Origin of the sequence: Methylobacterium isbiliense, from assembly GCF_022179325.1 — a bacterium.
Classification (GTDB): domain Bacteria; phylum Pseudomonadota; class Alphaproteobacteria; order Rhizobiales; family Beijerinckiaceae; genus Methylobacterium; species Methylobacterium isbiliense.
On record NZ_BPQQ01000031.1, the window covers coordinates 129,370 to 151,417 of the forward strand.

A 22,048-nucleotide genomic window follows, 5' to 3' on the forward strand; every position below is an offset into this window, starting at 1 on the left:
GTCAGCGCCGGGTGCGGATCGGCTCGATGCTGGTCGCGCGCTGCCAGAGATTCACCATGATCCAGAGCGCCAGGAGGCTGAACGCCCCCATCAGGACGTAGCCGATGAGATCGCCGAGCTCGAACAGGCCGGCGATGGCCCAGCCCGCCGCGATCGCCACGCCGAAGACCTCGGTGCCCACCAGCACCATGATGCTGACCAGCGTGACGAGGTTGCGGGTGCTGAGGGATCCGGAGGGAGCCACGAGAGGAGCCTTCTGATCGCGGACGGGAGGCGGCACCGTATTCCGTTCGGCGCCAGGGGGCAGTAGCCTGAAGGGACCCTCCGGCGCAACCTCGCGCGCCCGCTCCGCCGATCCTGCCCGCCATCCTGCCCGAACGAGCCCGATGCCCGAGACGCCCGTCTTCCCGCGCGCCGCCTGCGCCGCTCCCCACAGCCTCGCCGCCGAGAGCGGCCGCGCCGTCCTGGCCGAGGGCGGCAACGCCATCGAGGCGATGCTCGCCATGGCGGCCACGATCGCGGTGGTCTACCCGCACATGAACGGCATCGGCGGCGACGGGTTCTGGCTGGTGCGCGAGCCCGGCGGACGCCTGCACGCGCTGGAAGCCTGCGGTCCGGCCGGGGCGAACGCCACCATCCGACGCTACCGCGACAAGCGGTACGACGTCATCCCGTCGCGCGGGGCGGATGCCGCCGTGACGGTGGCGGGCGCGGTGGGCGGCTGGAGCGCGGCGCACCAGCTCGCGGCCGGGCTCGGCGGGCGGCTGCCGCTCGCCGTGCTGCTCGGCGAGGCGATACGGCACGCGCGGGACGGCGTGGCGGTGTCGGCCTCCGAGGCGCGCTACGTGCCGAAGGAACTCGACACGCTCTACGATCAGCCGGGCTTCGCCCAGACCTTCCTGATCGACGGCCGACCGCCGCAGGCCGGCGCGCTCCGGGCGCTGCCGGCGCTCGGCGCCACGCTGGAGCAGCTCGCCCGGGCGGGCCTCGACGATTTCTACCGGGGCGACGTCGGGCGCGAGGTCGCAGCCGATCTCGCGGGGGCCGGCAGCCCGGTGACGCGGGCGGATCTCGAAGGGTACCGGGCGGTGCGGCGCGCGCCCCTGTCCGTGCGGCTCTCGGGCGCCACGGCCTACAACTGCCCGCCGCCCACGCAGGGCCTCGCCGCCCTGATGATCCTCGGGCTGGTCGAGCGGCTGGGGACCCTCCCGCCCGAGAGCCCCGCCTGGTGCCACGCCATGATCGAGGCGACGAAGCGGGCCTTCCGGGTCCGCGACGCGGTGGTCACCGATTTCGACCGGCTGCGGCACGATCCCGCGAGCTTCCTCACCCCCGGCTTCCTCGATCGCGAGGCCGCGGCGATCCGCGCTGACCGCGCCGCGCCCTATCCGCTGCGCCCGCTCGGCGACGGCGACACGGTCTGGATGGGGGCGATCGATGCGAGCGGGCTCGCCGTGTCCTACATCCAGTCGGTCTACTGGGAATTCGGCTCGGGGCTGGTGCTGCCCGCCACCGGCATCGCGTGGCAGAACCGCGGCACGTCCTTCTCGCTCGACCCGAAGGCGGTGAACCCGCTGGAGCCCGGCCGCAAGCCGTTCCACACGCTCAACCCCGCGCTCGCGGTGCTCGATGACGGGCGCGTCGTCGCCTATGGCAGCATGGGTGGGGACGGGCAGCCGCAATTCCAGGCGCAGGTCTTCACCCGCTACGCCACCTACGGGATGGGCGTGGCCGAGGCGGTCGACGCGCCGCGCCTGCTGTTCGGACGCACCTGGGGCGCCGAGTCGATGACCGTGAAGGTGGAGGACCGGTTCGACCCGGCCTGCATCGCCGCCCTGCGCCGCTACGGCCACGAGATCGAGGAGCTCGGCGGCGCCTACATCGACTCCCTCGGCCATGCCGGGCTGCTGGTGCGCCATCCCGGCAACGGGCGCATCGAGGCGACGCACGATCCGCGCTCAGATGGCGGGGCGGCGGGGATCTGACGCGCACGAAACACCCCTCTTCGCCGGAAGAGGGGTGTTTCGCGCCGCCGGGTTCCCGGCGCGGCTCGCACCTGACGCTGCGCGGACTTGGCTCAGTGCGGACTTGGCTCAGTGCGGACTTGGCTCAGCGCGGCGCGCGCTTGGCCAGGATCCGCTGCAGGGTACGACGGTGCATGTTGAGGCGCCGGGCCGTCTCGGAGACATTGCGATTGCACAGCTCGTAGACGCGCTGGATGTGCTCCCAGCGCACCCGGTCGGCGGACATCGGGTTCTCGGGCGGGTCGGCCCGCTCGCCCGGCTGCGCCATCAGGGTGCCGTGGATCTCGTCCGCGTCCGCCGGCTTGGCCAAGTAGTCGAAGGCGCCGAGCTTCACGGCCGTGACGGCCGTGGCGATGTTGCCGTAGCCGGTCAGGATCACGCCGCGGGCCTCCGGCCGCCGCTCCTTGAGGCGGGCGATCACGTCGAGGCCGTTGCCGTCGGCGAGCCGCATGTCGATCACCGCGAAGGCCGGCGGGTGGGCATCCACGAGGGACACGCCCTCCGCCACGCTCTCGGCCACCTGGACCTGATAGCCGCGCGCCTCCATGGCCCGGGCCAGCCGGGTGGAGAACGGCTTGTCGTCGTCCACGATCAGGAGGCTGCGGTCCGCGTGGGCCGCCAGCGGGTCGCCGTCCGGCAGGATGCCGACGGTCGGCGGGCTCTGGGTTCCGTATTGCGTCATCAAGAGACGCTCCTCGCTATTCGCTCTGTTTCTTCAGCACTTTATATAGGAACGTCGCGGGCCGGCGTCAGGGCCGGAGCGCTGCTCGTGCCGAGGATTCTTCGCGCAGCCACGTCCCTCTCGAAAACGTGACGGGGCCATGCGATCCGCACCACGGCTCCGGTCGACGGATCGGCCGCGTTGGCGAGCGTCATCTGGGCGCCCGACCGCTCGATCAGCGTCTTGGCGATGAACAACCCGAGCCCGAGGCCGGAACCGCTCTCCTCGCCGCCGCCGCGGGCGCCGCGCGTCGTCACGTAGGGCTCGCCCACGCGCAGCAGCACCTCGGGCGCAAAGCCCGGGCCGTCGTCGCGAATCTCCAGCGTGACCCGGTCGGCGCTCCAGCGCGCCTCGATCATCACCCGGCTCTCGGCGAAGTCGACCGCGTTGTCGACGATGTTCGACAGGCCGTACAGGATGCCGGGATTGCGCCGGCAATGCGGCTCGGGCCCGTCGCCGCGCACCGTCACGTCGAGGATAACGCCGAGCGCCCGCTGCGGCGCCACCAGCTCCTCCACGAGGTGCCCGAGCGAGATCGTTTCGAGGAAGCCCGACTGGTCGTCGTCGAGCGAGGTGAGTTTCGACAGGATGCCGCGGCAGCGCTCCACCTGATCGCGCAGCAGCTTCAGATCGTCCGCCACCGCTGGCGTCGCCAGCGGGCCGAGCGCCCGATCGAGTTCGCTCGCGATCACCGTGATGGTGGCGAGCGGCGTGCCGAGTTCGTGCGCCGCCGCCGCCGCCAGCCCGTCGAGCTGCGACAGGTGCTGCTCGCGCGCGAGCACCAGTTCGGTGGCGGCGAGCGCCTGGGCGAGCTGACGCGCCTCCTCGGCGACACGCCACGCATAGACGCCCGTGAAGGCGGTACCGAGCAGGATCGCGGTCCAGACCCCCGACACGTACAGGAACGGCAGCTCCAGCCGCTCGGCGGCGAACCAGGGCAGGGGCCGGTGGACGAGGGCGAGCAGCGTCGCGAGCCCCACCGCCAGGAGGCCGAGCGCCAGAGTGTGGGCCGGCGGCAGGGCGGTCGCCGAGATCAGCACCGGGGCCAGGAACAGGATCGCGAACGGGTTCTGCAGCCCGCCGGTGAGGAAGAGCAGCGCCGCGAGCTGGACGATGTCGAAGGCGAGCAGCGCCGCCGCCGCCTCGTCCTTGAGCCGGTGGCTCGCCGGGTAGCGCACCCGCAATGCGAGGTTGAGCCAGGACGAGGTCGCGATGACGAGGAAGCACCAGCCGAAGGGGAGGGGCAGCCCGAGGCCTAGATGGGCGCCCGCGACCGCCGCGCCCTGGCCGGCCACCGCCAGCCAGCGCAGCCGCACCAGCGTGTCGAGGCGCAGGTGCCGGGCGTCGTGCACGAGGTCGATCGGCGAGGGATCCTTCATGGCAGCAGAAATGGGGCGGCGGCCCGCGCCGCCCATCCGGGACCGCGACCGCCGGACGTGCGGACCGGCACGGCGCTCCGCCCGCCGGCGCGTCAGACTTCGGGGTGAGACCGCCCGTTCTTTGGGGGGAGGCCGCTCCCTGCCTTGAGGGCAGTTGGCGCGAAAATGGGCAGGTTGATGCGACGAAAAGAGCACAGCCAAGCGCATTCGAAGGCAGCGGCGCTCTCCTGCGATCCACGCCCATTGTGTTCGCGGGCGGGAACCTTAGTCTCGTTCAATAAGTTTGCAGCTGGCGTCAGATGCGGCGCCGAAGCGCTGCTGAATCCGGAATGAGCGGTAGCGTCATGGATCTCTCTTACTTTTGGTACGAAGCTGCTCACTGGATGCTGACGCCGGCCCGCGTCGCGGCCGATGCCACCCAGCTCGTGTTCAAGAACCCGGTCAACCCGATCACCTACACGCCGTACGGCCGCACCGTCTCGGCGGCCTGCGAGATGTTCGAGCGCACCACCCGCCGCTACGGCAAGCCGATCTTCGGGCTGCCGACCACGGTGGTGGAGGGGGTGGAGGCCGCCGTCTACGAGCGGGTGGTGTGGGAGAGGCCCTTCTGCAAGCTCGTCGCCTTCGAGCGGGCGCTGAAGCGCACCCCCGCCCAGCCCCAGCCGAAGGTGCTGGTGGTGGCGCCGATGTCGGGCCACTACGCCACGCTGCTGCGCGGCACCGTGGAGGCGCTGCTGCCGGCCCACGAGGTCTTCATCACCGACTGGACCGATGCCCGCATGGTGCCGCTCGATGCGGGCCGCTTCGACCTCGACACCTACATCGACTACCTGATCGAGATCTTCCAGCACCTCGGCCCCGACCTCCACGTGATGGCGGTGTGCCAGCCGGCCGTCCCGGTCTTCGCGGCGGTGGCCCGCATGGAGGGGGACGGCCTACCCGGCGTGCCCACCTCCATGACGCTGATGGGCGGCCCGATCGACACCCGCCGCTCGCCCACCGCCGTGAACCTGCTCGCTGCCGAGCGCGGCATGGAATGGTTCAAGCGCAACTGCATCACCGTGGTGCCCCCCGGCTATCCCGGCACGTGGCGCGAGGTCTATCCAGGCTTCTTCCAGCTCTCCGGCTTCATGGGCATGAACCTCGACCGTCACCTGACGGCGCATTGGGACATGTTCAAGCACCTCGTGCGCAACGACGGCGATTCCGCCGAGAAGCACCGCGAGTTCTATGACGAGTACCTGTCCGTGATGGATCTCACGGCGGAATTCTATCTTCAGACCGTCGAGACGGTGTTCGTGGCGCACGCGCTGCCAAAGGGCGAGATGCGCCACCACGGTGCCCTGGTCGATCCGACCGCGATCCGCCGCTGCGCGATCATGGCGGTGGAGGGCGAGAAGGACGACATCTCGGGAGTCGGCCAGACCAAGGCGGCCCTCGACATCACCGTGAACCTGCCGGCGGAGCGCAAGCTCTATCACCTGCAGCAGGGCGTCGGCCATTACGGCGTGTTCAACGGCTCGAAGTTCCGGTCGCAGATCCTGCCGCGCATCTCCGCCTTCATGCACCAGATGCAGGGCACGCAGCCGATCGCGCTCCTGCAGGCGGTCTGATCCCGGCGGCATGATGGACAAGCTGGCGGGGGACCCCGCCGGCTTGGTACACTGCCGTCATGCCCGTCGTGTTGCTGCGCCGCTCGGCGCCCGATCCCACCCACCTGACCGTCGTCCACGACGGAACGCCGTTCCGCGTCGCCGTGCGCCGTCGGGCCAGCGCCCGCCGCATCACCCTGCGGGTGTCGAGCGCCACCGGCGAGGTCGTCCTGACGCTGCCCGAGCGCACCGCCGTCTCCGCGGCCCAGCGCTTCGCCGACGCGCATTCGGCCTGGATCGCCGGCCGGGTGGCGAAGGTGCCGGCGCGCATCACCCTGGAGGACGGCGCGGTCGTGCCGCTGCGCGGCGTGCCCCACCGCATCCTGCACTGGTCGGTGACCTCGGGCCTGACCGTCGCGACCCGCGACGGCGAGGAGGCGCCCGTCATCGCGGTCTCGTGCCAAGCCCCGCATGTGGGCCGGCGCGTGCGCGACTTCCTGGAGGTCGAGGCACGCCGCGACCTCGTCGAGGCGGTCACGCGCCACGCCCGCACGCTCGGGCGGGCACCCAAGCGCCTCACGGTCCGTGACACGCGCAGCCGCTGGGGCTCCTGCTCGGCCCGCGGCCACCTCAACTTCTCCTGGCGCCTGATCCTCGCCCCGTCCTTCGTGCTCGACTACCTCGCCGCCCACGAGGTGGCGCATCTCGCCGAGATGAACCACTCGGAGCGCTACTGGCGGGTGCTGGAAGGGCTGTATCCGCGCGTGGAGGAGGCCGAACGCTGGCTCAAGCGCCACGGTACGGAATTGCACCGCTACGGCTGAGCGGCCGCCGGCTCAGCCCTTCGAGCGCACGACGACGCGGCTGACCGCCGGCCAGGTCGGGCGCGGATCGACGGTGCCGGGGGCAAGCGTGCGCGGCGCGATGTTGTCGCAGATCTCGCGCTGGCGCACGATCACCGCACCGGCCTCGTCGTAGCGGCGGATCAGCCCGCCGTCGCGGCAGAAGCCGGCGATCTCGGCCGACCGGGAGGCGCGGCGCCCGCGCGGGTTGCGCGGCACCGGCGGGTGCTCGATCGTCAGCGGCGCATAGCGGTTGAGGGAGCGCTCGACATAGGTCGTCTCCTCCACCGGCAGCGGCTCCGCGGCGGTGGCACCCGCTGCCGCCAGGACCAGGGGAAGGGCGGCGAGGAGAACGGCTCTCATGGGCTGACTCGGGACAGACGGACGGACCCGATCTTAGGTAGGGCAGGGGTCGGACGAAAGGGAGCGCCCGGGCCGGCCCGCGTTTCCGCCGCGCTTGTGGCTTTGCGGCCGATCCAGAGGCAATCGGGTTCACCCGATTGCCCTGCGGCCGATCCTGGCGTCGCTTGACAGGGGCGGGTGCTCGTGGTCCGAACGCGCCCGGATGTCCGCCGCGGGCGCGGCGCGCAACGGAGCGGGACGAGGCGTGCGAGACCAAGTGCGACGGGCCGGATGGCGCCTGCGGGCCGGCCTCCTGACGGCCATCCTGCTCGCCGCGGGGATCCAGGCCGCTCCGGCCGCCGCCCAGGGGGCGGTGAAGCAGACCTTCGACGACTGGCAGCTGCGATGCGAGACGCCGGCCGGCGCCAAGGCCGAGCAATGCGCGCTGGTGCAGTACGTGGCCGCCGAGGACCGCCCCAACCTCACCCTGGTGGTGATCGTGCTCAAGACGGCCGACAACCGCGGCACGCTGCTGCGGGTGGTGGCGCCGCTCGGCATCCTGCTGCCCTCGGGCCTCGGCCTGAAGATCGACCAGACCGATATCGGCCGCACCCTGTTCGTGCGCTGCCTCTCCACCGGCTGCGTCGCCGAGGTGGTGATGGACGAGAACCTGATCAAGCAGTTGCGCACCGGGCAGCAGGCGACCTTCATCGTCTTCCAGACGCCCGAGGAGGGCGTCGGCATCCCGCTGTCGCTCAAGGGGTTCGGCCCCGGCTTCGATCACCTGCAGTAGCGAGATCCGATCCGCGAACGAGGTCGCGACGATGACGAACGGTGGTTGGGCAGCGCGGAGCGCCGCGCTCGTGATCTGCGCCGCAGGGCTGGCGGGACCGGCCGCGGCCCAGAGCGACGGCGGCAACCCCTTCATGAACCTGCTGCTCTACGGCGGCACCACCAAGCCGCCCGAGGCGCCGCCGAACCCCGACGACGTCTACTGCCCGCCCATCGACGTCACCGAGGGGGGCGCCGCGCTGCTGCAGAACGGAAGCGGCGGGGTGCGCAGCCAGATCTCCCTCGGCCAGGTGAGCCGCGAGTGCACGGCGGCCGGGGGCGGCGCGACCCTGGTGCGGGTCGGCGTGCAGGGGCGCGCGCTCCTCGGCCCCGGCGGTGCGCCGGGCCGCTTCGAGGCCCCGGTGACCGTCACGGTGAAGCGCGGCAGCGAGGTCTTTGCCCGCCGCAGCCGGCGCGCCGCCGTGACGATCCCGCCCGGCTCCGCGAGCGCCAGCTTCGCGTTCGTGGAGGAGGGCATCACGGTCCCGGCCGCCCATGCCCAGGATTTCGAGATCGAGGTCGGGCTCGGCGCAGGGGCGGGCAAGCCCGCCCGGCGCCCGCGCAAGCCGGCGGGCGGACAATCGGGCTGAGCCGGAGGCGGCCGCGCCCCGCGATGGCCGGCTTTCGCCTCGAACCCAACCCGGGCGATCCGGATTTCAGCCGCAGGCTCGTCCTCGACCGCCCGGCCGGCGGGCGCTGGCTCGCCCTGACCTACGCGGCCAACCGCTTCGACCGGCCCGTCCGCCCGATGCTGCGCTTCGTGGCGGCGGACGGCAGCGCCACGGAGGCACTGCTGCCCGGGCCGGTGCTCGGCCGGGCCGGCTGGATCGGGCCGGTGCCGCGGGACACGGCCGCCATCCTCCTCGCCGCGCCCGAGACGGGCCTGCGCATCGAGACGGCGCGCCTCCTGCGGCTGCCTTCCGTGCTCGCCCGCGCGGCCCGCCGGCCGGACCGGCTCGCGCTCGCCCTGTCCTACGCGGCGCAGGGCGACCGGCGGCGGTTCCACAACGCGCTGCGGATCGCCGCCGGCGTGATGCCGATGGCGGCCTATCCCGCCTGGAAGGCCCGGCAGGTTCGCGCTTTCGAACCCGCCCTCGACCGGCCGCCGCCCGGGGGATCGCTGCGCATCGGCCTCCTGATCGAGGCTGGATCGGACGAGGCTCAGGCCCTGCGCCGCAGCCTCGGGGGGCTCCTGGCGCAGAGCCACCGCGACTGGCGCCTCGGCGTCCGGTGGCGCGGCGCACCCGCCGACCTGCCGCCGGACCCGCGCGTGTCTGTGGCCGACGCGCCCGTCGTGCCGGATGCGGATGTCGTGGGCGTGCTGCATCCGGGCGACGTGCTGGCGCCGGACGCGCTGGCGCTCCTCGCCGCCGCCTTCGCGCATCCCTCGCGCCCCGAGATGGTCTACGCCGACGAGGAGGTCGCGACCGCGAGCGGACTCGTTCCCCGCCTCAAGCCGACCTGGAGCCCCGATCTCGCGCTCGCCACCGGCTATACCGGCCGCCCGACGCTGATCGCGCGCGACCTCGCCGCGCGCAGCCGCTGGACCCCGCAGGAGGGCGCCCGAACCCTGCCGCTCGCCGCCGCCCTGGCGGTCGCACCCGATCGCGTCCGGCACGTCGCGCACATCCTCTGCCGCCGCACGGCCGGACCCGAGGAGGACGGGCCGGCGACGAATCTGGAAGAGGCGCTGGTCCGCGCCGGCTCCCCGGCCCGCCTGCGCGCGGGCGGCACCCCGGACCTGCTCTGGCCGCTGCCCGACCCCGCCCCCCTGGTGTCGGTGGTGATCCCGACCCGCGACCGGCCGGACCTGCTCCGCGTCGCGGTGCGGGGGGTGCTGGAGGAGACCGCGTACCCGGCCCTGGAACTCGTGCTGGTCGACAACGGCTCGACCGACCCGGAGGTGGCCGATCTCTACGCGCGCCTCTCGGGCGACCCGCGCGTGCGCCGCCTCGACCGGCCCGGCCCCTTCAACTTCTCGGGCTTGGTCAACGACGGGGTGGCGGCCTCGCGCGGCGCCGTCGTCGTGCTCCTCAACAACGATGTCGAGGTGCGCGAGGCGCAGTGGCTCGCCGAGATGGTGCGGCTGGCCGTGCGGCCCGGTATCGGGGCGGTGGGGGCGAAGCTCCTGTACGGCAACGGCCGGCTCCAGCATGCGGGCGTCGTGGTGGGCCTCGGCGGCCGGGCCGGCCACATCCTGCGCAACCGTCCGGCTTACACGCCGGGCCACCTGGGGCGCCTGCGCGTCGCGCACGAGGTGGCGGGCGTCACCGCGGCCTGCCTTGCGGTCAGCCGCGCTGCCTTCGACCGCGTCGGCGGCTTCGACGCGCAGGCCTTCGCGGTCGATTTCAACGACATCGACTTCTGCCTCCGCCTCGGTGCGGCGGGCCTGCGCAGCCTCTGGACGCCGCACGCCGTGCTGGCACACCACGAATCGGTGAGCCGCGGTCCGGCCGTGGGCGCGGCGCGGAAGCGGTTCGACGCCGAGGCGGACCGCTTCGCGGCGCGCTGGCGCGCGGTGATCCGGGACGACCCGTACTATCACCCGGCCCTGTCGGTCACGACCTTCGGGGAGGATCTGGAGTGAGCATGCCGGCGCGCCGGACGGGCTTCGCGGCGGATATGGCCGCATGAAGCATCCCTCGTCCTTCCCGGCGGGGACCGCCTTCGACGCGCTGCGCTTCGCCGAGCCGCTGCGGCGCTCGCCGCTGCGCCACCTCGCGGCGCTGCCGATGCTGTGGCGCCATCCGGCCGCGGCTCTGGCCGTCGGGCGGGCATGGCTCGCCGGGCGACGGGTGCGGGCGCGCAACCTCGCGGTGGCGCTGCTGGGCGACGACCACCGCCTGCGCCCGCCCGTTCCGCCCCCGGAGGAGCCCGCCCAGGACATGGCCGGGGTGCTGATCCTCCGCCCACCCGGGCATGCCCTGGTGGCGGGCGCCCAGGCGCGCATCGCCGCCGCCTTCGCGGCGGATCCCGGCCTCCTCGCCCTCTACGGCGATGCGCTGGTGCTCGGCCCGCGCGACGGTCCGCTGCTGCCGCTGCTCCGGCCCTCCTTCGATCCGGATTACCTCCTCGCCGTGGACTATGTCGGCCCGGTCGTGGCCCTGCGCCGGGCCGCGCTCGACAGCGAGCCGGCCGCGGCCGACCTCCCCGCGCTGCTGCTGCGCCTGCACGACGCGGGCGGGGAGGGGGCGGTGCGTCACTTGCCCGCCCTCCTCTCGCTCTGGCGGCCTTTCGCGGTGCCGGCTCCGGCGGAGGGCAGCCGGGAGGCGCGCCGGGCGCTCGCCTGCGCGGCGGTGCCGGGGGGGACGGTCGAGACGGGGCGCGACGGCGTGCTCACCCTGCGCCGTCCGCTGCCGGACCCTTTGCCCCTCGCCAGCCTGATCGTGCCGACGCGCGACCGGCTCGACCTGCTGCGGACCTGTCTCGACAGCCTGCGCGCACGGACCGACTGGCCCGCGCGGGAGATCATCGTCTGCGACAACGAGAGCCGCGAGCCCGCGACCCTGGCCTACCTGCGCGCGATCGAGCGGGAGGGGGTGCGGGTGCTGCCCTGCCCGGGTCCGTTCAACTTCGCGGCGATGAACAACGCCGCGGCGGCCCTGGCCCGCGGCCGCCTGCTCGTCTTTGTCAACAACGACGTCGAGGCCTTCCAGGACGACTGGCTGCGCCGCATGGCCGAGGAGGCGCTGCGGCCCGGGATCGGGGCGGTGGGCGCCAAGCTGCTCGACGCGCAGGGGCGGATCCAGCACGGCGGGATCGTGCTCGGGACGGGCGGACTCGTGACGCACGCGCACCGCCACTTCCCGGGCGACGCGCCGGGTTACCTGCATGCCCTGAGTGCGACGCACCGCGTCGCGGCGGTCACGGCCGCCTGCCTGGCGGTTGAGGCAGACAAGTTCCGGGCCGTCGGCGGGTTCGACGCGCAGGCCTTCGCGGTGGATTTCAACGACGTCGACCTCTGCCTGCGGCTCGACCGGGCCGGCTACCGCACCCTTCTGGCGCCGGGCGCGGTGCTGCACCACCGCGAGGCGGCGAGCCGCCGCTGGACGCCGGAGGCGCGCGCGCGCCACGAGGCCGAGGTGGCGCGGCTGCGGGAGCGCTGGGGCGCAGCGCTCGCCGCCGACCCGCATTACCATCCGGGATTCGACCCGCAGGCCGGAGCCTATGCGCGTATGCGGCGCGGCCCGGTCCCGGACGCCCTGCGCTGATAGCAGAACGGGGCTGCCGGTGAGGCAGCCCCGTCGGGTGGTCGGACGTGGTTCGCGCGCCTACTGGACGAGGCGCGGACCGCCGCTCTGGACCTTCTCGTTCTCCCCCAGGATGCCGAGGCGGCGCGCCACTTCGGTGTAGGCCTCGATCAGGCCGCCGAGATCCTTGCGGAACCGGTCCTTGTCGAGCTTGTCCTGGCTCTTGATGTCCCACAGCCGGCAGGAATCCGGGGAGATCTCGTCGGCCACCACGATGCGCATCAGGTCGCCCTCCCAGAGGCGCCCGGTCTCCATCTTGAAGTCGACGAGGCGGATGCCGACACCGAGGAAGAGGCCCGACAGGAAGTCGTTGACCCGGATGGCGAGCGCCATGATGTCGTCGATCTCCTGGGGGGTCGCCCAGCCGAACGCCGTGATGTGCTCCTCCGACACCATCGGGTCGTTGAGCTGGTCGTTCTTGTAGTAGAACTCGATGATCGAGCGCGGGAGCTGCGTGCCCTCCTCCAGGCCGAGCCGCGTCGCCAGCGAGCCGGCCGCCACGTTGCGCACCACGACTTCGAGCGGGATGATCTCGACCTCGCGGATCAGCTGCTCGCGCATGTTGAGGCGGCGGATGAAGTGGGTCGGCACGCCGATGTCGTTGAGATGCTGAAACAGGAACTCGGAAATCCGGTTGTTCAGCACGCCCTTGCCGTCGATCACCTCGTGCTTCTTGGCGTTGAAGGCGGTCGCATCATCCTTGAAGTGCTGGATGAGCGTGCCGGGCTCCGGACCTTCGTAGAGGACCTTCGCCTTGCCCTCGTAGATGCGACGGCGGCGGTTCATAGGCGTGTACCGTGGTTTGAGGAAATCCATGGGGCCGTGGCTCCAGAATACGTGTGAGGCCCGCGGCGCGGCGACCTGCAATCAGGTCGGGCGAGGGACGACTCGAACCCGATCGTCCCTGCAGCCGGTCGCAAACTACCCGAAGCGAGAAGGCAGCACAACGCGTTAGCCCGCCTGCAGGGGATGCCTGCCGGGCCGCGCGACAGTGACATCGGGGACGCCATCCGTCCGTGCCGATCGAAGCCCCGAATGTGGTCCCGGCCGGTCCGGGATTCAAGAATCGTCGGGAATTCTGCAGGAATCGCGCGATCCGCGCGCCTCGACGCCTCCGGCCGGCCGACCTAAGGTCCCGGGTCCCGACGGCCGGTCCGCCGTGCCGGAACCGGCCGCCGGGGCGCGATACCAGGGGGAGGATGCGCATGGCGGAACGAGGTGGAGCGGTCGCGGCGCTGGCGGCGCGGCTGCGGGACGGTCGGCCGCTGATCACGGCCTGGAGCGGCATCGCCGAACCGGCCGTGGCAGGGATCCTCGCGGGCGAGCCCGGCTTCGATGCGGTGGTGCTCGACATGCAGCACGGCGCGCACGACGTCGCCAGCGTCACCCGCTCGGTGCCGCTCGTCGCCGCCCGCGGCAAGCCGACCATCGCGCGGGTGCCGGTGGGCGCCTTCAGCACGGTCTCGCGGCTGTTCGATGCCGGTGTCTCGGCGGTGATCGCCCCGATGGTCAACAGCGTGGAGGATGCCCGGCTGTTCGCCAGCTTCGCCAAGTTCCCGCCCCTCGGCGAGCGGAGCTGGGGCCCGCTTCCGGCCCTGGCCCTCTCGGGCCTCTCGGCCGACCACTACCTCAAGGAGGCGAACGGGCTCTGCCTGACGCTGGCGATGGTGGAGACCCGCGCGGCGCTCGATGCCATCGACGGCATCCTCGGCGTGCTGGGGATCGACGGCGTGTTCATCGGTCCCTCCGACCTGTCGATCGCGCTCTCGGGCGGCGCCGGCCTCGATCCGGACGGGGCCGTGACCCGGGCGGCCCTCGACCACGCGCTCGCCCGCACCCGCGCGGCGGGCAAGCGCATCGGCGTCTATTCGCAGACCGGGCCGCGCACCCGCGAACTCGCCGGCCAGGGCTTCGACCTGATCGCGCTGGCCAGCGACGTGGCGCTGCTGCGCGCCGGCGTGCAGGCCGCGCTCAAGGAGGCCCGGGGATAGGCGCGGGTTAGGCGGACGACCGGCCGGTCAGGCCGCGGGCGAGGAACAGCCCGGCATGGTGCAGGGCGCCCTCGTCGATGCCGTGGGCGGTACCGGCCGAGAGGTGCCACTCCACCGGCACCTCGGCCCCGGCGAGAAGGTCGGTGGACAGGAACAGCGCCTCCACCGGGATCACGTCGTCCTGGTCGCCATGCACCAGCAGGATCGGCGGCACCGAGCGGATGGCCTGCCTCAGGCTGTCCGGCCCCTTGCCCTCCTCGACCACGAGGAGCCCCGAGAGCCCGACCACGGCGGCGAGCCGGCGCGGCCGGCGCAGGCCGACATGCAGCGCCATCATGCAGCCCTGGCTGAAGCCCACCAGCGCAAGGCGGCTCTCGTCGAGCCCGAGGCGGCCAAGTTCGGCGTCCAGGAAGGCGTCGAGGGCCGGCGCCGCCCGGTTCACCCCGCGCCAGCGCTCGTGCGGGTCGCGGAAGGTGAGCGAAAACCATTGCCGCCCGAAGCCCTGGATGCAGGGCTCGGGCGCGTGGGGCGACACGAAGGCGGCATCCGGCAGGAGCGGCTGCCACGCGCGGCCGAGTTCGATGAGGTCGTTGCCGTCGGCGCCGAAGCCGTGCAGCAGCACCACGAGCTGACGCGGTGCCCCTCCGGAGCGGGGCGGCAGGCGCGGGCCGGTGAGCGTCGTCATCGTGGGCTCCGGGTCTCAGGGCTGGACGGGCGCGGCGTCGCGCGCCTTGGCGACCCGGTAATACGCCCAGAGCACCTTGGCGGCGACCCCGCGCCAGGGCCGCCACGGCTCCGCGCGCGCCGCCAGGGCCGCGGCACTCGGGCGCGCCGCCAGGCCGTCGGCGAGCCGCGCCGCCTCCTGCAGGGCGAGGTCGCCCGCCGGGAAGGCGTCCGGATGACCGAGGCAGAACAGCAGGTAGACGTCGGCGGTCCAGGGGCCGATGCCGCGCACCGCCACCATCAGCCGGTGGGCCTCGTCGGCCGGCAGCGCGTGGAGCGCCCCGAGGGGCAGGCTGCCGGCCGCGACCGCCTCGGCAACCGCCCGCAGGGTGCGGATCTTCGGCGCCGACAGGCCCGCGGCCCGCAGGGTTGGGTCGTCCGCCGCCGCCAGGGTCTCGGCGTCCAGGATGGGCAGGGCCTGCTTCAGCCGCGCCCAGATCGCGCCCGCGCTCGCGGTGGAGAGCTGCTGGGCCACGATGATGGCGGCGAGGCCCTCGTAGCCCGGCGGGCGCTTGCGCAGCGGCGGCACCGCGCCCTGCGCGACGATGCGGGCCATCACCGGATCGCAGGCGACGAGCGCCGCCACGCCCTCGCGCAGCACCTCCTCCGAATCGAGCAGCCGCGCGGGCGGGGCGCCATCGACGGCGCGCGTGGCCGTCCCCATCTTCGGCTCAAGCCTGCTGCGCCCCATGTCCGCCCGCCCTCCGGTCTTCCGCTTCGCCCCGAGCCCCAACGGGCGCCTGCATCTCGGCCATGCCTACTCGGCTCTCCTGAACGCGGAGATGGCCGGGCGGATGCACGGGCGCCTCCTCGTACGCATCGAGGACATCGACCCCACCCGCTGCCGGCCCGACCTGGCGGAGGCGATGCTCGCCGACCTGCGCTGGCTCGGTCTGCGCTTCGAGGAGCCGGTGCGGCGCCAGTCCGAGCACCTCGCGACCTACGCCGCCGCGCTCGCGTCCCTGCAGGCGCGGGGTCTCGTCTATCCCTGCCTCTGCTCGCGCAGGGAGATCGCGCAGGCGAGCATCGGCCGCGACCCCGACGGGGCGCCCCTCTATCCGGGGACCTGCCGCGGGCGCGCCGACCTCGCGGCGCGCCTCGCCGCGGGCACGCCGCATGCGTGGCGGCTCGACATGCGGGCGGCCCGCGCCGCCTGCCCGGAGCCGCTCTGCGTCCACACGGCCGATGCCGCCGGCACGCCCGGCCGCCGCCCGGCCGAGCCCGAGCGCTGGGGCGACGCGGTGCTCGGGCGCAAGGACGTGCCGACGAGCTACCATCTCGCGGTGGTGCTCGACGACGCGGCGCAGGGTGTCACCCATGTGGTGCGGGGGCAGGATCTCGATGCCGCCACCGACCTGCACCGGCTGCTCCAGCGCCTGCTCGGCCTGCCGAGCCCGCGCTACCACCACCACGCGCTCCTGCGCGATCCAGATGGGGAGAAGCTCGCCAAGTCGCGGGGTTCGCCGTCCCTTGCCGACCTGCGGGCGCAGGGCGTCACCGCGGACGACATCCGCCGCCGGCTCGGCTTCGCCTGAGGCGGCCTCACGCCCGGCCCTCCGCGAACCGCTCCCGGTAGGCCCGCGGGCTCGTCCCGACGAGGCGCAGGAAGGCGCGCCGCAGGGTCTCCTCGGAGCCGAAGCCGCAGCGGGTCGCCGCCGCGGTCACCGCCACGCCCTGTTCGAGCAGGCGGCGCGCCGCCTCGACCCGGATCTCCTCCACAGCCCGGGCGGGGGTGCGCCCCGTGGCCTGCCGATAGCGGCGCGAGAAGCTGCGCCCGCTCATGGCCGCGCGCTCGGCCAGGACCGTCAGCGAGAGGTCGCTTCGGAGATTCTCGCCGATCCAGGCGTGGAGGCGGTCGAAGCGCCCGTCGCCGGACTGGAGCGCCAGGAGGGCGCTGAACTGCGCCTGACCGCCGGGGCGCTTGAGGAAGACCACGAGCTGGCGTGCGACCGCGAGCGCGGCCGCACGTCCGAGATCCTCCTCGACCATCGCGAGCGCGAGATCGATGCCCGCCGTGACCCCGGCCGAGGTCCAGACGGCGCCGTCGCGCACGAAGATCGGCTCGGGGTCGAGGCGCACGGCCGGAAAGCGGCGCGCGAACTGGGCGCAGCGCTGCCAATGCGTCACGGCGCGCCGTCCGTCGAGCAGGCCCGCCGCGGCGAGCAGGAAGGCCCCGCTGCACACCGAGGCCACGCGCCCGGCGCCCGCGGCACGCGCGCGGATCCAGGCGAGGAGGGCCGGGTCCTCGCACGCCGCATCGACGCCGCGTCCGCCCGCCACCACGAGGGTATGCGGCGCGCCGGTCTCGAGCGGCCCGGCCTCCAGGGCGAGCCCGGCGCTCGACACGACCGGCGTCTGCGCGGCGACCACGGCCGGATCGTAGGGCGGCGCGCCGCCCGCCAGATCGTTGGCCGAGGCGAAGACCTGCAGCGGCCCCGTCACGTCGAGGATCTGCACGCCCGGGAAGGCCAGGATCACGATGCGGCGCGCGGCGTTTGGCATGATCCGAGGGGTGTTTGGCCTATGCGCCAGATCGTGATCGCGTAAGCAGGGGCCGGTCAACCCGGGAGAGGCCCCATGACCCTGAATGTCGGCATCCTCGTCTTCCCGCAGGTGCAGCAGCTCGACCTGACCGGCCCCTACGAGGTCTTCGCCTCGGCGCCGGACACGCGGGTGCACCTCGTCTGGAAGGACGTGGCCCCCGTCGTCTCCGCCACCGGCCTGCCGCTCGTCCCGACCGCGACTTTCGAGACCTGTCCGCCCCTCGACGTGCTCTGCGTGCCCGGGGGCGCGGGCGTGAACGCGCTCATGGAGGACGAGGCGGTGCTGCGCTTCCTGCGCGAGCGGGCCGGACAGGCGCGCTACGTCACCTCCGTCTGCACCGGGGCGCTGGTGCTGGGGGCCGCCGGCCTCCTCGCCGGCAAGCGGGCCACGACGCACTGGAACGCCCTCGACTTCCTCCCCCGCTTCGGGGCCGAGCCGGTCGAGGCGCGCATCGTTCAGGACGGCACCCTCATCACCGCGGGCGGCGTGACCTCGGGGATCGATTTCGGGCTCGCCGTGGTGGCGGCGCTGCTCGGCCGGCAGGAGGCCGAGACGATCCAGCTGATGCTCGAATATGCGCCCGAGCCGCCCTTCCGGGCCGGGACCCCGCGCGAGGCCCCGCCCGAGATCGTCGCGCAGGCGCGGACCCGCTTCGCAGGATCGCGCGCCGCCCGGGAGGCGATCGTGGCGCGGCTCGGCCCGTTCTGATCGCGGCGAGGGCGGCCGGGCCTGCCCGGCCGGGGCCTCAGCGCATCGCCTCGCGCTGCGCCAGCGCGGGACCGCCGCTGGTGGAGCGCTGGAGCAGGCCGTCCGCCTGCTCGCGCTGGCGTCGGAACTCGGCGAGCGCCCGGCCGTCGAGTTCCCGGCCGCGGGGCACGCGGATCTTCATCGGGTCCACGAAGTGGCCGTTGATGATGACCTCGTAGTGCAGGTGCGCGCCCGTCGAGAGGCCGGTGGAGCCGACATAGCCGATCACCTGCCCCTGGCGCACCTTGCTGCCCGCCGCGATCCCGCGGCCGAACCGGGACATGTGGTTGTAGGTGGTGACGTAGTCGTTGAGGTGCTGGACCTCGACCCGGCGGCCGTACCCGGAATCCCACTCGGCCTTCAGCACGGTGCCGTTGCCCGCCGCCACGATCGGGGTGCCGATCGGCACGGACCAGTCCACGCCGGTGTGGAGCTTGGCGTAGCCCAGCACCGGGTGGCGGCGATAGCCGAAGCCGGAGCGCATGATGCCGTCCGCGACCGGCTTGCGGATCAGGAACTTCTTGAGCGAGCGGCCGCCCTCGTCGAGGTAGTCGATGGTGCCGTCGTCGGGGGACTGGAACCGGTAGATGCGCCGGGTCTCGCCCCCGACGCTGAGGGCCGCGTAGAGCAGGTCCGGGCGCTCGGCCGAGCCGCCGGATTCGTCATCGTAGGTGTAGAGCAGCTCGAGGTTGTCGCCGCTCGCCACCCGCCGCTGGAAATCCACGTCGTAGCCGAAGATCCGCACGAGATCCTCGACCATGCTGCGGGGCAGGTCGTGGCGGGCGGCCGTCTCGTAGAGGCTGGCATAGAGGCGCGCGCCGGTGCCCTCGTCCTCGTCGTCGGAGCCCGCCGCCGGATCAGCCTTGGGCGCGCTGCCCTCGGTGGGCGGGGGCGCCACCGAGACGAACACGCCGCGGTCGTTCATGGCCGCGATCGCCTCGACGCCGCCCGTCCCGTACAGGATCACCCGGGTGAGCTGGCGCGGATCGCCCGGCTTCGCGCCCGGCCCGATCTGCAGCCGCATCTGCTGGCCCTCGCCCACCGTGCCGGCCCGGGCCCGGCCGCCGAGCGCCGTCAGGATCGGCCGCACCTGCTCGTCGAGGCCGCCATGGGCGCGCAGCACCGCCTCCAGCGTCTCGCCGCGCTTGATGGTGACGTCGCGTTCCTCCACCAGCGGCGCCTCGCGCGAGCGCGCTTCGAGCTTGGGCAGGTCGGTCACGTTCTCGCGCAGGACCCGCACCTCGATCGACTTGAACGGGGAGGGGTCGCGGCTCGCCTCGGCTCCGTCGAGACCCGGCAGGGTCGCGATGCTGCGCAGCGCGCGCGAGAGCATGAGCTGCGGGGCGATCGGCAGAGCGGCGAGGCGCCCGGCCTCGGCGGCGAGGCGCCGCTCCTCCTCGATCTGAGCCGCCACGTCGTCGTCGCCGAGCGCGGGCGCGCCGGCGCCCACGACCACCTCGCCGAGGTCGCGCTTGACCACCGAGACGTCGGCGTCCGGCGTCTCGCCGTTGCCGGGCTCGGCGGCGCGCTCGCCGTTGCCGGGCTCGGCGAAGAACCGCATGGGATCGAAGGGCGGGATGTCGGTGGCGGCGAGGCCCGCCGTGGCCGAGAGCGCGGTGGCGATCCGCACGAAGGGGCGGACCTTGATGATCTCCCGCTCGCCCGCCCGGATGGTCACCGGCGCCCGGAAGCTCTGCTTGGCCAGCGCCACCATCGGGTTGCGCACCAGCCGGTCGGCCTTGCGGGCGAGGTTGCTGCCGCCGTCGCTCGGCTGCGGGCGGGCCGTGGTGGCGACCACCTGCGGCGCCTGCGCGAAATGCGTCTCGCCCTGGAGGGCGACGTAGATCGCCGAGCCGATCAGCCCGGCCCCGGTCATGCCGGTGAGCACGCAGGCCGCGAGCCAGCGCAGGTTCACGTCGCGCCGGTCGGCCTGCGGGGAGGCGGCGCCGAGAAGGTTGAGGGGCGGCTCGTGACCGGGATCGCCGATCCGACCGGCGCGGGAGGAGGGTGGCGGGTGCCCGGCCGATTCGAGACGCGCGCGCTTCACCATGGCTCCTGCAGGGATGTCGTGGCCGCGTGGCGTGGCCGATCGGGAGGGGCGACCATGCTGGGCCCGTGCGCCGAAAGCAACCGACGCGGGGCGCCGGACAGAGAACCGATGCAACCTGCGTGTCGGTCGCCAGCGTGTCAGGATTGAGGCGGGGTGCGAACCCGGCGTCAACGCCCCCGTGACCGGTGGCCGAAGGATGCTTAAGCTCGCGGCGCCCATCCGATCCGGAGCCCCCCATGACGCGTCGTCTCCCCGGTCTTCTCGCCGCTCTCCCGACCGCTCTCGCCCTCCTGCCGCAGGCCGCGCTCGCGCATGGCGGCCACGGCGCGACGACGGGGTTCGCGGCCGGGTTCGCCCATCCTCTGGGCGGAGCCGACCACGTGCTGGCGATGGTGGCGGTGGGCCTGCTCGCGGCCCTGCGCGGGGGGCGGGCGCTGTGGGCGCTGCCGCTCGCCTTCCTGGGCATGATGACCTTCGGCGGGCTCCTCGGCGCGCTGGGCGTCGGGCTGCCCTACGTGGAGGGGGCGATCGGGGTCTCGGTCGTGGTCTTCGGCGTGGCGGTGGCGGCGGGCGCCGGCCTGCCGCTTGCGGGCCTCGCCGCGACGGTGGGCTTCTTCGCGCTGTTCCACGGCCATGCGCACGGCGTCGAGATGCCGGAGACCGCCACCGGCCTCGCCTACGGCGCGGGCTTCGTCCTCGGCACCGCGCTCCTGCACGCGGCCGGTCTCGCCCTCGGCCTCGTCGGCGGGCGCCTGCGGAACGCGGCCCCCGTAGCCGGGGCCGCGGTGGCGCTGGCGGGCGTGGCGATCCTGGTGCGGTCGCTCTGACCGGGCGGCTCAGCCCGGATGCGTCGCCGTCACCAGCCAGCACGCGGCGGTGAGGCGCACCGGCCGGGTCTGCGGCATCGCCGCGAGCACGGCCGCGTGGGCGCGCTCACGCGTGTCGGCATCGAGGTCGCGCATCAGGGCCGAGACCGGGCCGATGGTGAGGGCGAAGCGCGCCGCCTCGTCGGGGTCCTGCCCGATGGTGATGGGGCGGTCGACCCGCTCGGCCGTCACCTCCGCGAAGCCCGCTTCCGTAAGGAGCGTCGCAAGCACTCCCGCGTCGGCGAACCGGAACGGCCCCGGCGCGCCTTCGGGCAGCGGCTCGGGCGGCGGCACGATGCCCAGGGCGGCCTCGCGGGGCAGCGCCACCCATTCGTTCTCGGGCAGGCTCCGCCAGCACAGCGCGGCGAACCGCCCGCCGGGCTTCAGCGCCCGGCGCAGATTCGCGAAGGCGGTCCGCGACTCGTCGAAGAACATCACCCCGAACCGCGACAGGACGAGGTCGTGATCCGGCGTGAAGCCGAAGGTCTGCGCGTCGCCCTCGATCCACTCCACCGGGGCGCCCTCCGACGGGCGGCTGCGCGCGCGGGCCAGCATCGGGCGGGAGAGGTCGAGGCCTGTCGCGCGACCGGCCGGGCCGATGCGGGCGGCCGCGAGAAGGGTGGTCTCGCCGCACCCGCAGCCGATGTCGAGGACGCGCAGGCCCGGCCGCAGGTCGAGCCGGTCGAGGAAGGCATCCGTGAGCGGCGCGAAGGCGGCATCGAGCTCGGCCTGCATCCGCGCCCAGCGCTCGCCCGCCTCGCCATTCCAGTACTCGGCCTGCGGGATCGGATCGGGCATGGCACATCTCCGCGCGGCGCGGGGGAGCCGGGGGATCGCTGCGCCGGGCTTCATATGGAGGACGTGACGACATGGACGAGAGGGAGGCCTTCGGGCCGCTGAGCGGGGAGGAGATCTGCGCCGGCCTCGCGGCGATCGCGCAGGCGGCGGCGCGCCAGTCGACCCCGCACCGGACCATCCGGGCGAGCCTCGCGCCGGACGGCATCGCGGTGGAGGGGTTTCGCGGAACGAGCCGCCTCGACGGCTTCGTCATCCCGCTGCGCGACCTCGCCCGGCGGCCGGGCTACCTGCTGGCGCACGAGGTGGAGCGCTTCGCCGGTCGGGTCTGAGCGGCGGCGCGCCTCGCGC

22 protein-coding genes are annotated in these 22,048 nt (G+C 73.6%); 12 read left to right on the forward strand and 10 right to left on the reverse strand.

Features of this window, described 5'->3' with window-relative positions; all coding sequences use genetic code 11:
* Position 1: 1 nt before the first annotated feature.
* On the reverse strand, positions 2–190 hold the full coding sequence (locus MFF61_RS13530; protein ID WP_238235806.1) for a hypothetical protein: 189 nt from the start codon (positions 188–190) through the stop codon (positions 2–4).
* Between the two features lie 196 nt (positions 191–386).
* Here MFF61_RS13530 and MFF61_RS13535 point away from each other — a divergent pair, with 196 nt between their 5' ends.
* Entirely contained in the window at positions 387–1,985 is a 1,599-nt protein-coding gene (locus MFF61_RS13535) for a gamma-glutamyltransferase family protein (RefSeq protein WP_238235637.1), read from the forward strand.
* Between the two features lie 124 nt (positions 1,986–2,109).
* Here MFF61_RS13535 and MFF61_RS13540 read toward each other — a convergent pair whose 3' ends face one another.
* Both MFF61_RS13540 and MFF61_RS13545 read right to left on the reverse strand, forming a co-directional pair.
* A complete protein-coding gene (locus MFF61_RS13540) occupies positions 2,110–2,706 on the reverse strand; it encodes an ActR/PrrA/RegA family redox response regulator transcription factor (protein WP_283206000.1) in 597 nt (198 codons plus the stop codon).
* A gap of 41 nt (positions 2,707–2,747) precedes the next feature.
* Positions 2,748–4,124 (reverse strand): ActS/PrrB/RegB family redox-sensitive histidine kinase, encoded by a 1,377-nt coding sequence (locus MFF61_RS13545; protein WP_238235638.1) that lies wholly within the window; start codon positions 4,122–4,124, stop codon positions 2,748–2,750.
* Positions 4,125–4,468: 344 nt separating this feature from the next.
* Here MFF61_RS13545 and MFF61_RS13550 point away from each other — a divergent pair, with 344 nt between their 5' ends.
* A complete protein-coding gene (locus MFF61_RS13550; protein WP_238235639.1) occupies positions 4,469–5,737 on the forward strand; it encodes a polyhydroxyalkanoate depolymerase in 1,269 nt (422 codons plus the stop codon).
* A gap of 59 nt (positions 5,738–5,796) precedes the next feature.
* A complete protein-coding gene (locus tag MFF61_RS13555) occupies positions 5,797–6,540 on the forward strand; it encodes a M48 family metallopeptidase (RefSeq protein WP_238235640.1) in 744 nt (247 codons plus the stop codon).
* A gap of 12 nt (positions 6,541–6,552) precedes the next feature.
* On the opposite strand, the gene MFF61_RS13560 is transcribed toward MFF61_RS13555, so the two are convergent.
* On the reverse strand, positions 6,553–6,921 hold the full coding sequence (locus MFF61_RS13560; RefSeq protein ID WP_238235641.1) for a hypothetical protein: 369 nt from the start codon (positions 6,919–6,921) through the stop codon (positions 6,553–6,555).
* A gap of 202 nt (positions 6,922–7,123) precedes the next feature.
* On the opposite strand from MFF61_RS13560, the gene MFF61_RS13565 reads away from it, so the two are divergent.
* From MFF61_RS13565 to MFF61_RS13580, 4 genes are read left to right on the forward strand one after another with little or no spacing between them, the layout of a single operon-like run.
* Positions 7,124–7,693, forward strand: coding sequence for an invasion associated locus B family protein (locus tag MFF61_RS13565; RefSeq protein WP_238235642.1), 570 nt, complete (start codon positions 7,124–7,126; stop codon positions 7,691–7,693).
* 31 nt (positions 7,694–7,724) lie between these two features.
* On the forward strand, positions 7,725–8,321 hold the full coding sequence (locus MFF61_RS13570) for a hypothetical protein (protein WP_238235643.1): 597 nt from the start codon (positions 7,725–7,727) through the stop codon (positions 8,319–8,321).
* Positions 8,322–8,344: 23 nt separating this feature from the next.
* Positions 8,345–10,318: a glycosyltransferase family 2 protein gene (locus MFF61_RS13575; RefSeq protein ID WP_238235644.1), complete on the forward strand. Its 1,974-nt coding sequence runs from the start codon at positions 8,345–8,347 to the stop codon at positions 10,316–10,318.
* 43 nt (positions 10,319–10,361) lie between these two features.
* The gene (locus MFF61_RS13580; RefSeq protein WP_238235645.1) at positions 10,362–11,942 is read left to right on the forward strand and encodes a glycosyltransferase family 2 protein; all 1,581 of its coding nucleotides are present in this window, start codon (positions 10,362–10,364) and stop codon (positions 11,940–11,942) included.
* A 60-nt stretch (positions 11,943–12,002) separates the two neighbouring features.
* On the opposite strand, the gene purC is transcribed toward MFF61_RS13580, so the two are convergent.
* Complete coding sequence (purC, locus tag MFF61_RS13585) at positions 12,003–12,797, reverse strand: phosphoribosylaminoimidazolesuccinocarboxamide synthase (protein WP_238235646.1); 795 nt, start codon at positions 12,795–12,797, stop codon at positions 12,003–12,005.
* A 389-nt stretch (positions 12,798–13,186) separates the two neighbouring features.
* Here purC and MFF61_RS13590 point away from each other — a divergent pair, with 389 nt between their 5' ends.
* Positions 13,187–13,972, forward strand: coding sequence for an HpcH/HpaI aldolase family protein (locus MFF61_RS13590; protein WP_238235647.1), 786 nt, complete (start codon positions 13,187–13,189; stop codon positions 13,970–13,972).
* Between the two features lie 7 nt (positions 13,973–13,979).
* On the opposite strand, the gene MFF61_RS13595 is transcribed toward MFF61_RS13590, so the two are convergent.
* Positions 13,980–14,657, reverse strand: a complete 678-nt coding sequence (locus MFF61_RS13595) for an alpha/beta hydrolase (RefSeq protein WP_238235648.1) — start codon at positions 14,655–14,657, stop codon at positions 13,980–13,982.
* A gap of 15 nt (positions 14,658–14,672) precedes the next feature.
* A complete protein-coding gene (locus MFF61_RS13600) occupies positions 14,673–15,359 on the reverse strand; it encodes a DNA-3-methyladenine glycosylase family protein (RefSeq protein WP_238235649.1) in 687 nt (228 codons plus the stop codon).
* Positions 15,360–15,384: 25 nt separating this feature from the next.
* Between MFF61_RS13600 and gluQRS the strand changes: the two genes are divergently transcribed.
* Positions 15,385–16,230 (forward strand): tRNA glutamyl-Q(34) synthetase GluQRS, encoded by an 846-nt coding sequence (gluQRS, locus tag MFF61_RS13605; RefSeq protein WP_238235650.1) that lies wholly within the window; start codon positions 15,385–15,387, stop codon positions 16,228–16,230.
* A 7-nt stretch (positions 16,231–16,237) separates the two neighbouring features.
* Here the strand turns inward: gluQRS and MFF61_RS13610 are convergent, their stop codons facing one another.
* Positions 16,238–17,197: a GlxA family transcriptional regulator gene (locus MFF61_RS13610; protein ID WP_238235651.1), complete on the reverse strand. Its 960-nt coding sequence runs from the start codon at positions 17,195–17,197 to the stop codon at positions 16,238–16,240.
* Positions 17,198–17,272: 75 nt separating this feature from the next.
* On the opposite strand from MFF61_RS13610, the gene MFF61_RS13615 reads away from it, so the two are divergent.
* The gene (locus tag MFF61_RS13615; RefSeq protein WP_238235652.1) at positions 17,273–17,947 is read left to right on the forward strand and encodes a DJ-1/PfpI family protein; all 675 of its coding nucleotides are present in this window, start codon (positions 17,273–17,275) and stop codon (positions 17,945–17,947) included.
* Between the two features lie 37 nt (positions 17,948–17,984).
* Here the strand turns inward: MFF61_RS13615 and MFF61_RS13620 are convergent, their stop codons facing one another.
* Entirely contained in the window at positions 17,985–20,033 is a 2,049-nt protein-coding gene (locus MFF61_RS13620; RefSeq protein ID WP_290365717.1) for a M23 family metallopeptidase, read from the reverse strand.
* Between the two features lie 239 nt (positions 20,034–20,272).
* On the opposite strand from MFF61_RS13620, the gene MFF61_RS13625 reads away from it, so the two are divergent.
* A complete protein-coding gene (locus MFF61_RS13625) occupies positions 20,273–20,863 on the forward strand; it encodes a HupE/UreJ family protein (RefSeq protein ID WP_238235653.1) in 591 nt (196 codons plus the stop codon).
* Positions 20,864–20,872: 9 nt separating this feature from the next.
* Here MFF61_RS13625 and MFF61_RS13630 read toward each other — a convergent pair whose 3' ends face one another.
* Positions 20,873–21,700 (reverse strand): class I SAM-dependent methyltransferase, encoded by an 828-nt coding sequence (locus tag MFF61_RS13630; RefSeq protein ID WP_238235654.1) that lies wholly within the window; start codon positions 21,698–21,700, stop codon positions 20,873–20,875.
* A 71-nt stretch (positions 21,701–21,771) separates the two neighbouring features.
* Between MFF61_RS13630 and MFF61_RS13635 the strand changes: the two genes are divergently transcribed.
* Entirely contained in the window at positions 21,772–22,029 is a 258-nt protein-coding gene (locus tag MFF61_RS13635; RefSeq protein ID WP_238235655.1) for a hypothetical protein, read from the forward strand.
* Positions 22,030–22,048: the final 19 nt, after the last annotated feature.

Bases quoted from the DNA above. Each gene is read 5' to 3' on its own strand.
- MFF61_RS13530 (WP_238235806.1), bottom strand. From the start codon at position 190: ATGGTGCTGGTGGGCACCGAGGTCTTCGGCGTGGCGATCGCGGCGGGC.
- MFF61_RS13535 (WP_238235637.1), top strand. From the start codon at position 387: ATGCCCGAGACGCCCGTCTTCCCGCGCGCCGCCTGCGCCGCTCCCCAC.
- MFF61_RS13540 (WP_283206000.1), bottom strand. From the start codon at position 2,706: ATGACGCAATACGGAACCCAGAGCCCGCCGACCGTCGGCATCCTGCCG.
- MFF61_RS13545 (WP_238235638.1), bottom strand. From the start codon at position 4,124: ATGAAGGATCCCTCGCCGATCGACCTCGTGCACGACGCCCGGCACCTG.
- MFF61_RS13550 (WP_238235639.1), top strand. From the start codon at position 4,469: ATGGATCTCTCTTACTTTTGGTACGAAGCTGCTCACTGGATGCTGACG.
- MFF61_RS13555 (WP_238235640.1), top strand. From the start codon at position 5,797: ATGCCCGTCGTGTTGCTGCGCCGCTCGGCGCCCGATCCCACCCACCTG.
- MFF61_RS13560 (WP_238235641.1), bottom strand. From the start codon at position 6,921: ATGAGAGCCGTTCTCCTCGCCGCCCTTCCCCTGGTCCTGGCGGCAGCG.
- MFF61_RS13565 (WP_238235642.1), top strand. From the start codon at position 7,124: ATGTCCGCCGCGGGCGCGGCGCGCAACGGAGCGGGACGAGGCGTGCGA.
- MFF61_RS13570 (WP_238235643.1), top strand. From the start codon at position 7,725: ATGACGAACGGTGGTTGGGCAGCGCGGAGCGCCGCGCTCGTGATCTGC.
- MFF61_RS13575 (WP_238235644.1), top strand. From the start codon at position 8,345: ATGGCCGGCTTTCGCCTCGAACCCAACCCGGGCGATCCGGATTTCAGC.
- MFF61_RS13580 (WP_238235645.1), top strand. From the start codon at position 10,362: ATGAAGCATCCCTCGTCCTTCCCGGCGGGGACCGCCTTCGACGCGCTG.
- purC (WP_238235646.1), bottom strand. From the start codon at position 12,797: ATGGATTTCCTCAAACCACGGTACACGCCTATGAACCGCCGCCGTCGC.
- MFF61_RS13590 (WP_238235647.1), top strand. From the start codon at position 13,187: ATGGCGGAACGAGGTGGAGCGGTCGCGGCGCTGGCGGCGCGGCTGCGG.
- MFF61_RS13595 (WP_238235648.1), bottom strand. From the start codon at position 14,657: ATGACGACGCTCACCGGCCCGCGCCTGCCGCCCCGCTCCGGAGGGGCA.
- MFF61_RS13600 (WP_238235649.1), bottom strand. From the start codon at position 15,359: ATGGGGACGGCCACGCGCGCCGTCGATGGCGCCCCGCCCGCGCGGCTG.
- gluQRS (WP_238235650.1), top strand. From the start codon at position 15,385: ATGTCCGCCCGCCCTCCGGTCTTCCGCTTCGCCCCGAGCCCCAACGGG.
- MFF61_RS13610 (WP_238235651.1), bottom strand. From the start codon at position 17,197: ATGCCAAACGCCGCGCGCCGCATCGTGATCCTGGCCTTCCCGGGCGTG.
- MFF61_RS13615 (WP_238235652.1), top strand. From the start codon at position 17,273: ATGACCCTGAATGTCGGCATCCTCGTCTTCCCGCAGGTGCAGCAGCTC.
- MFF61_RS13625 (WP_238235653.1), top strand. From the start codon at position 20,273: ATGACGCGTCGTCTCCCCGGTCTTCTCGCCGCTCTCCCGACCGCTCTC.
- MFF61_RS13630 (WP_238235654.1), bottom strand. From the start codon at position 21,700: ATGCCCGATCCGATCCCGCAGGCCGAGTACTGGAATGGCGAGGCGGGC.
- MFF61_RS13635 (WP_238235655.1), top strand. From the start codon at position 21,772: ATGGACGAGAGGGAGGCCTTCGGGCCGCTGAGCGGGGAGGAGATCTGC.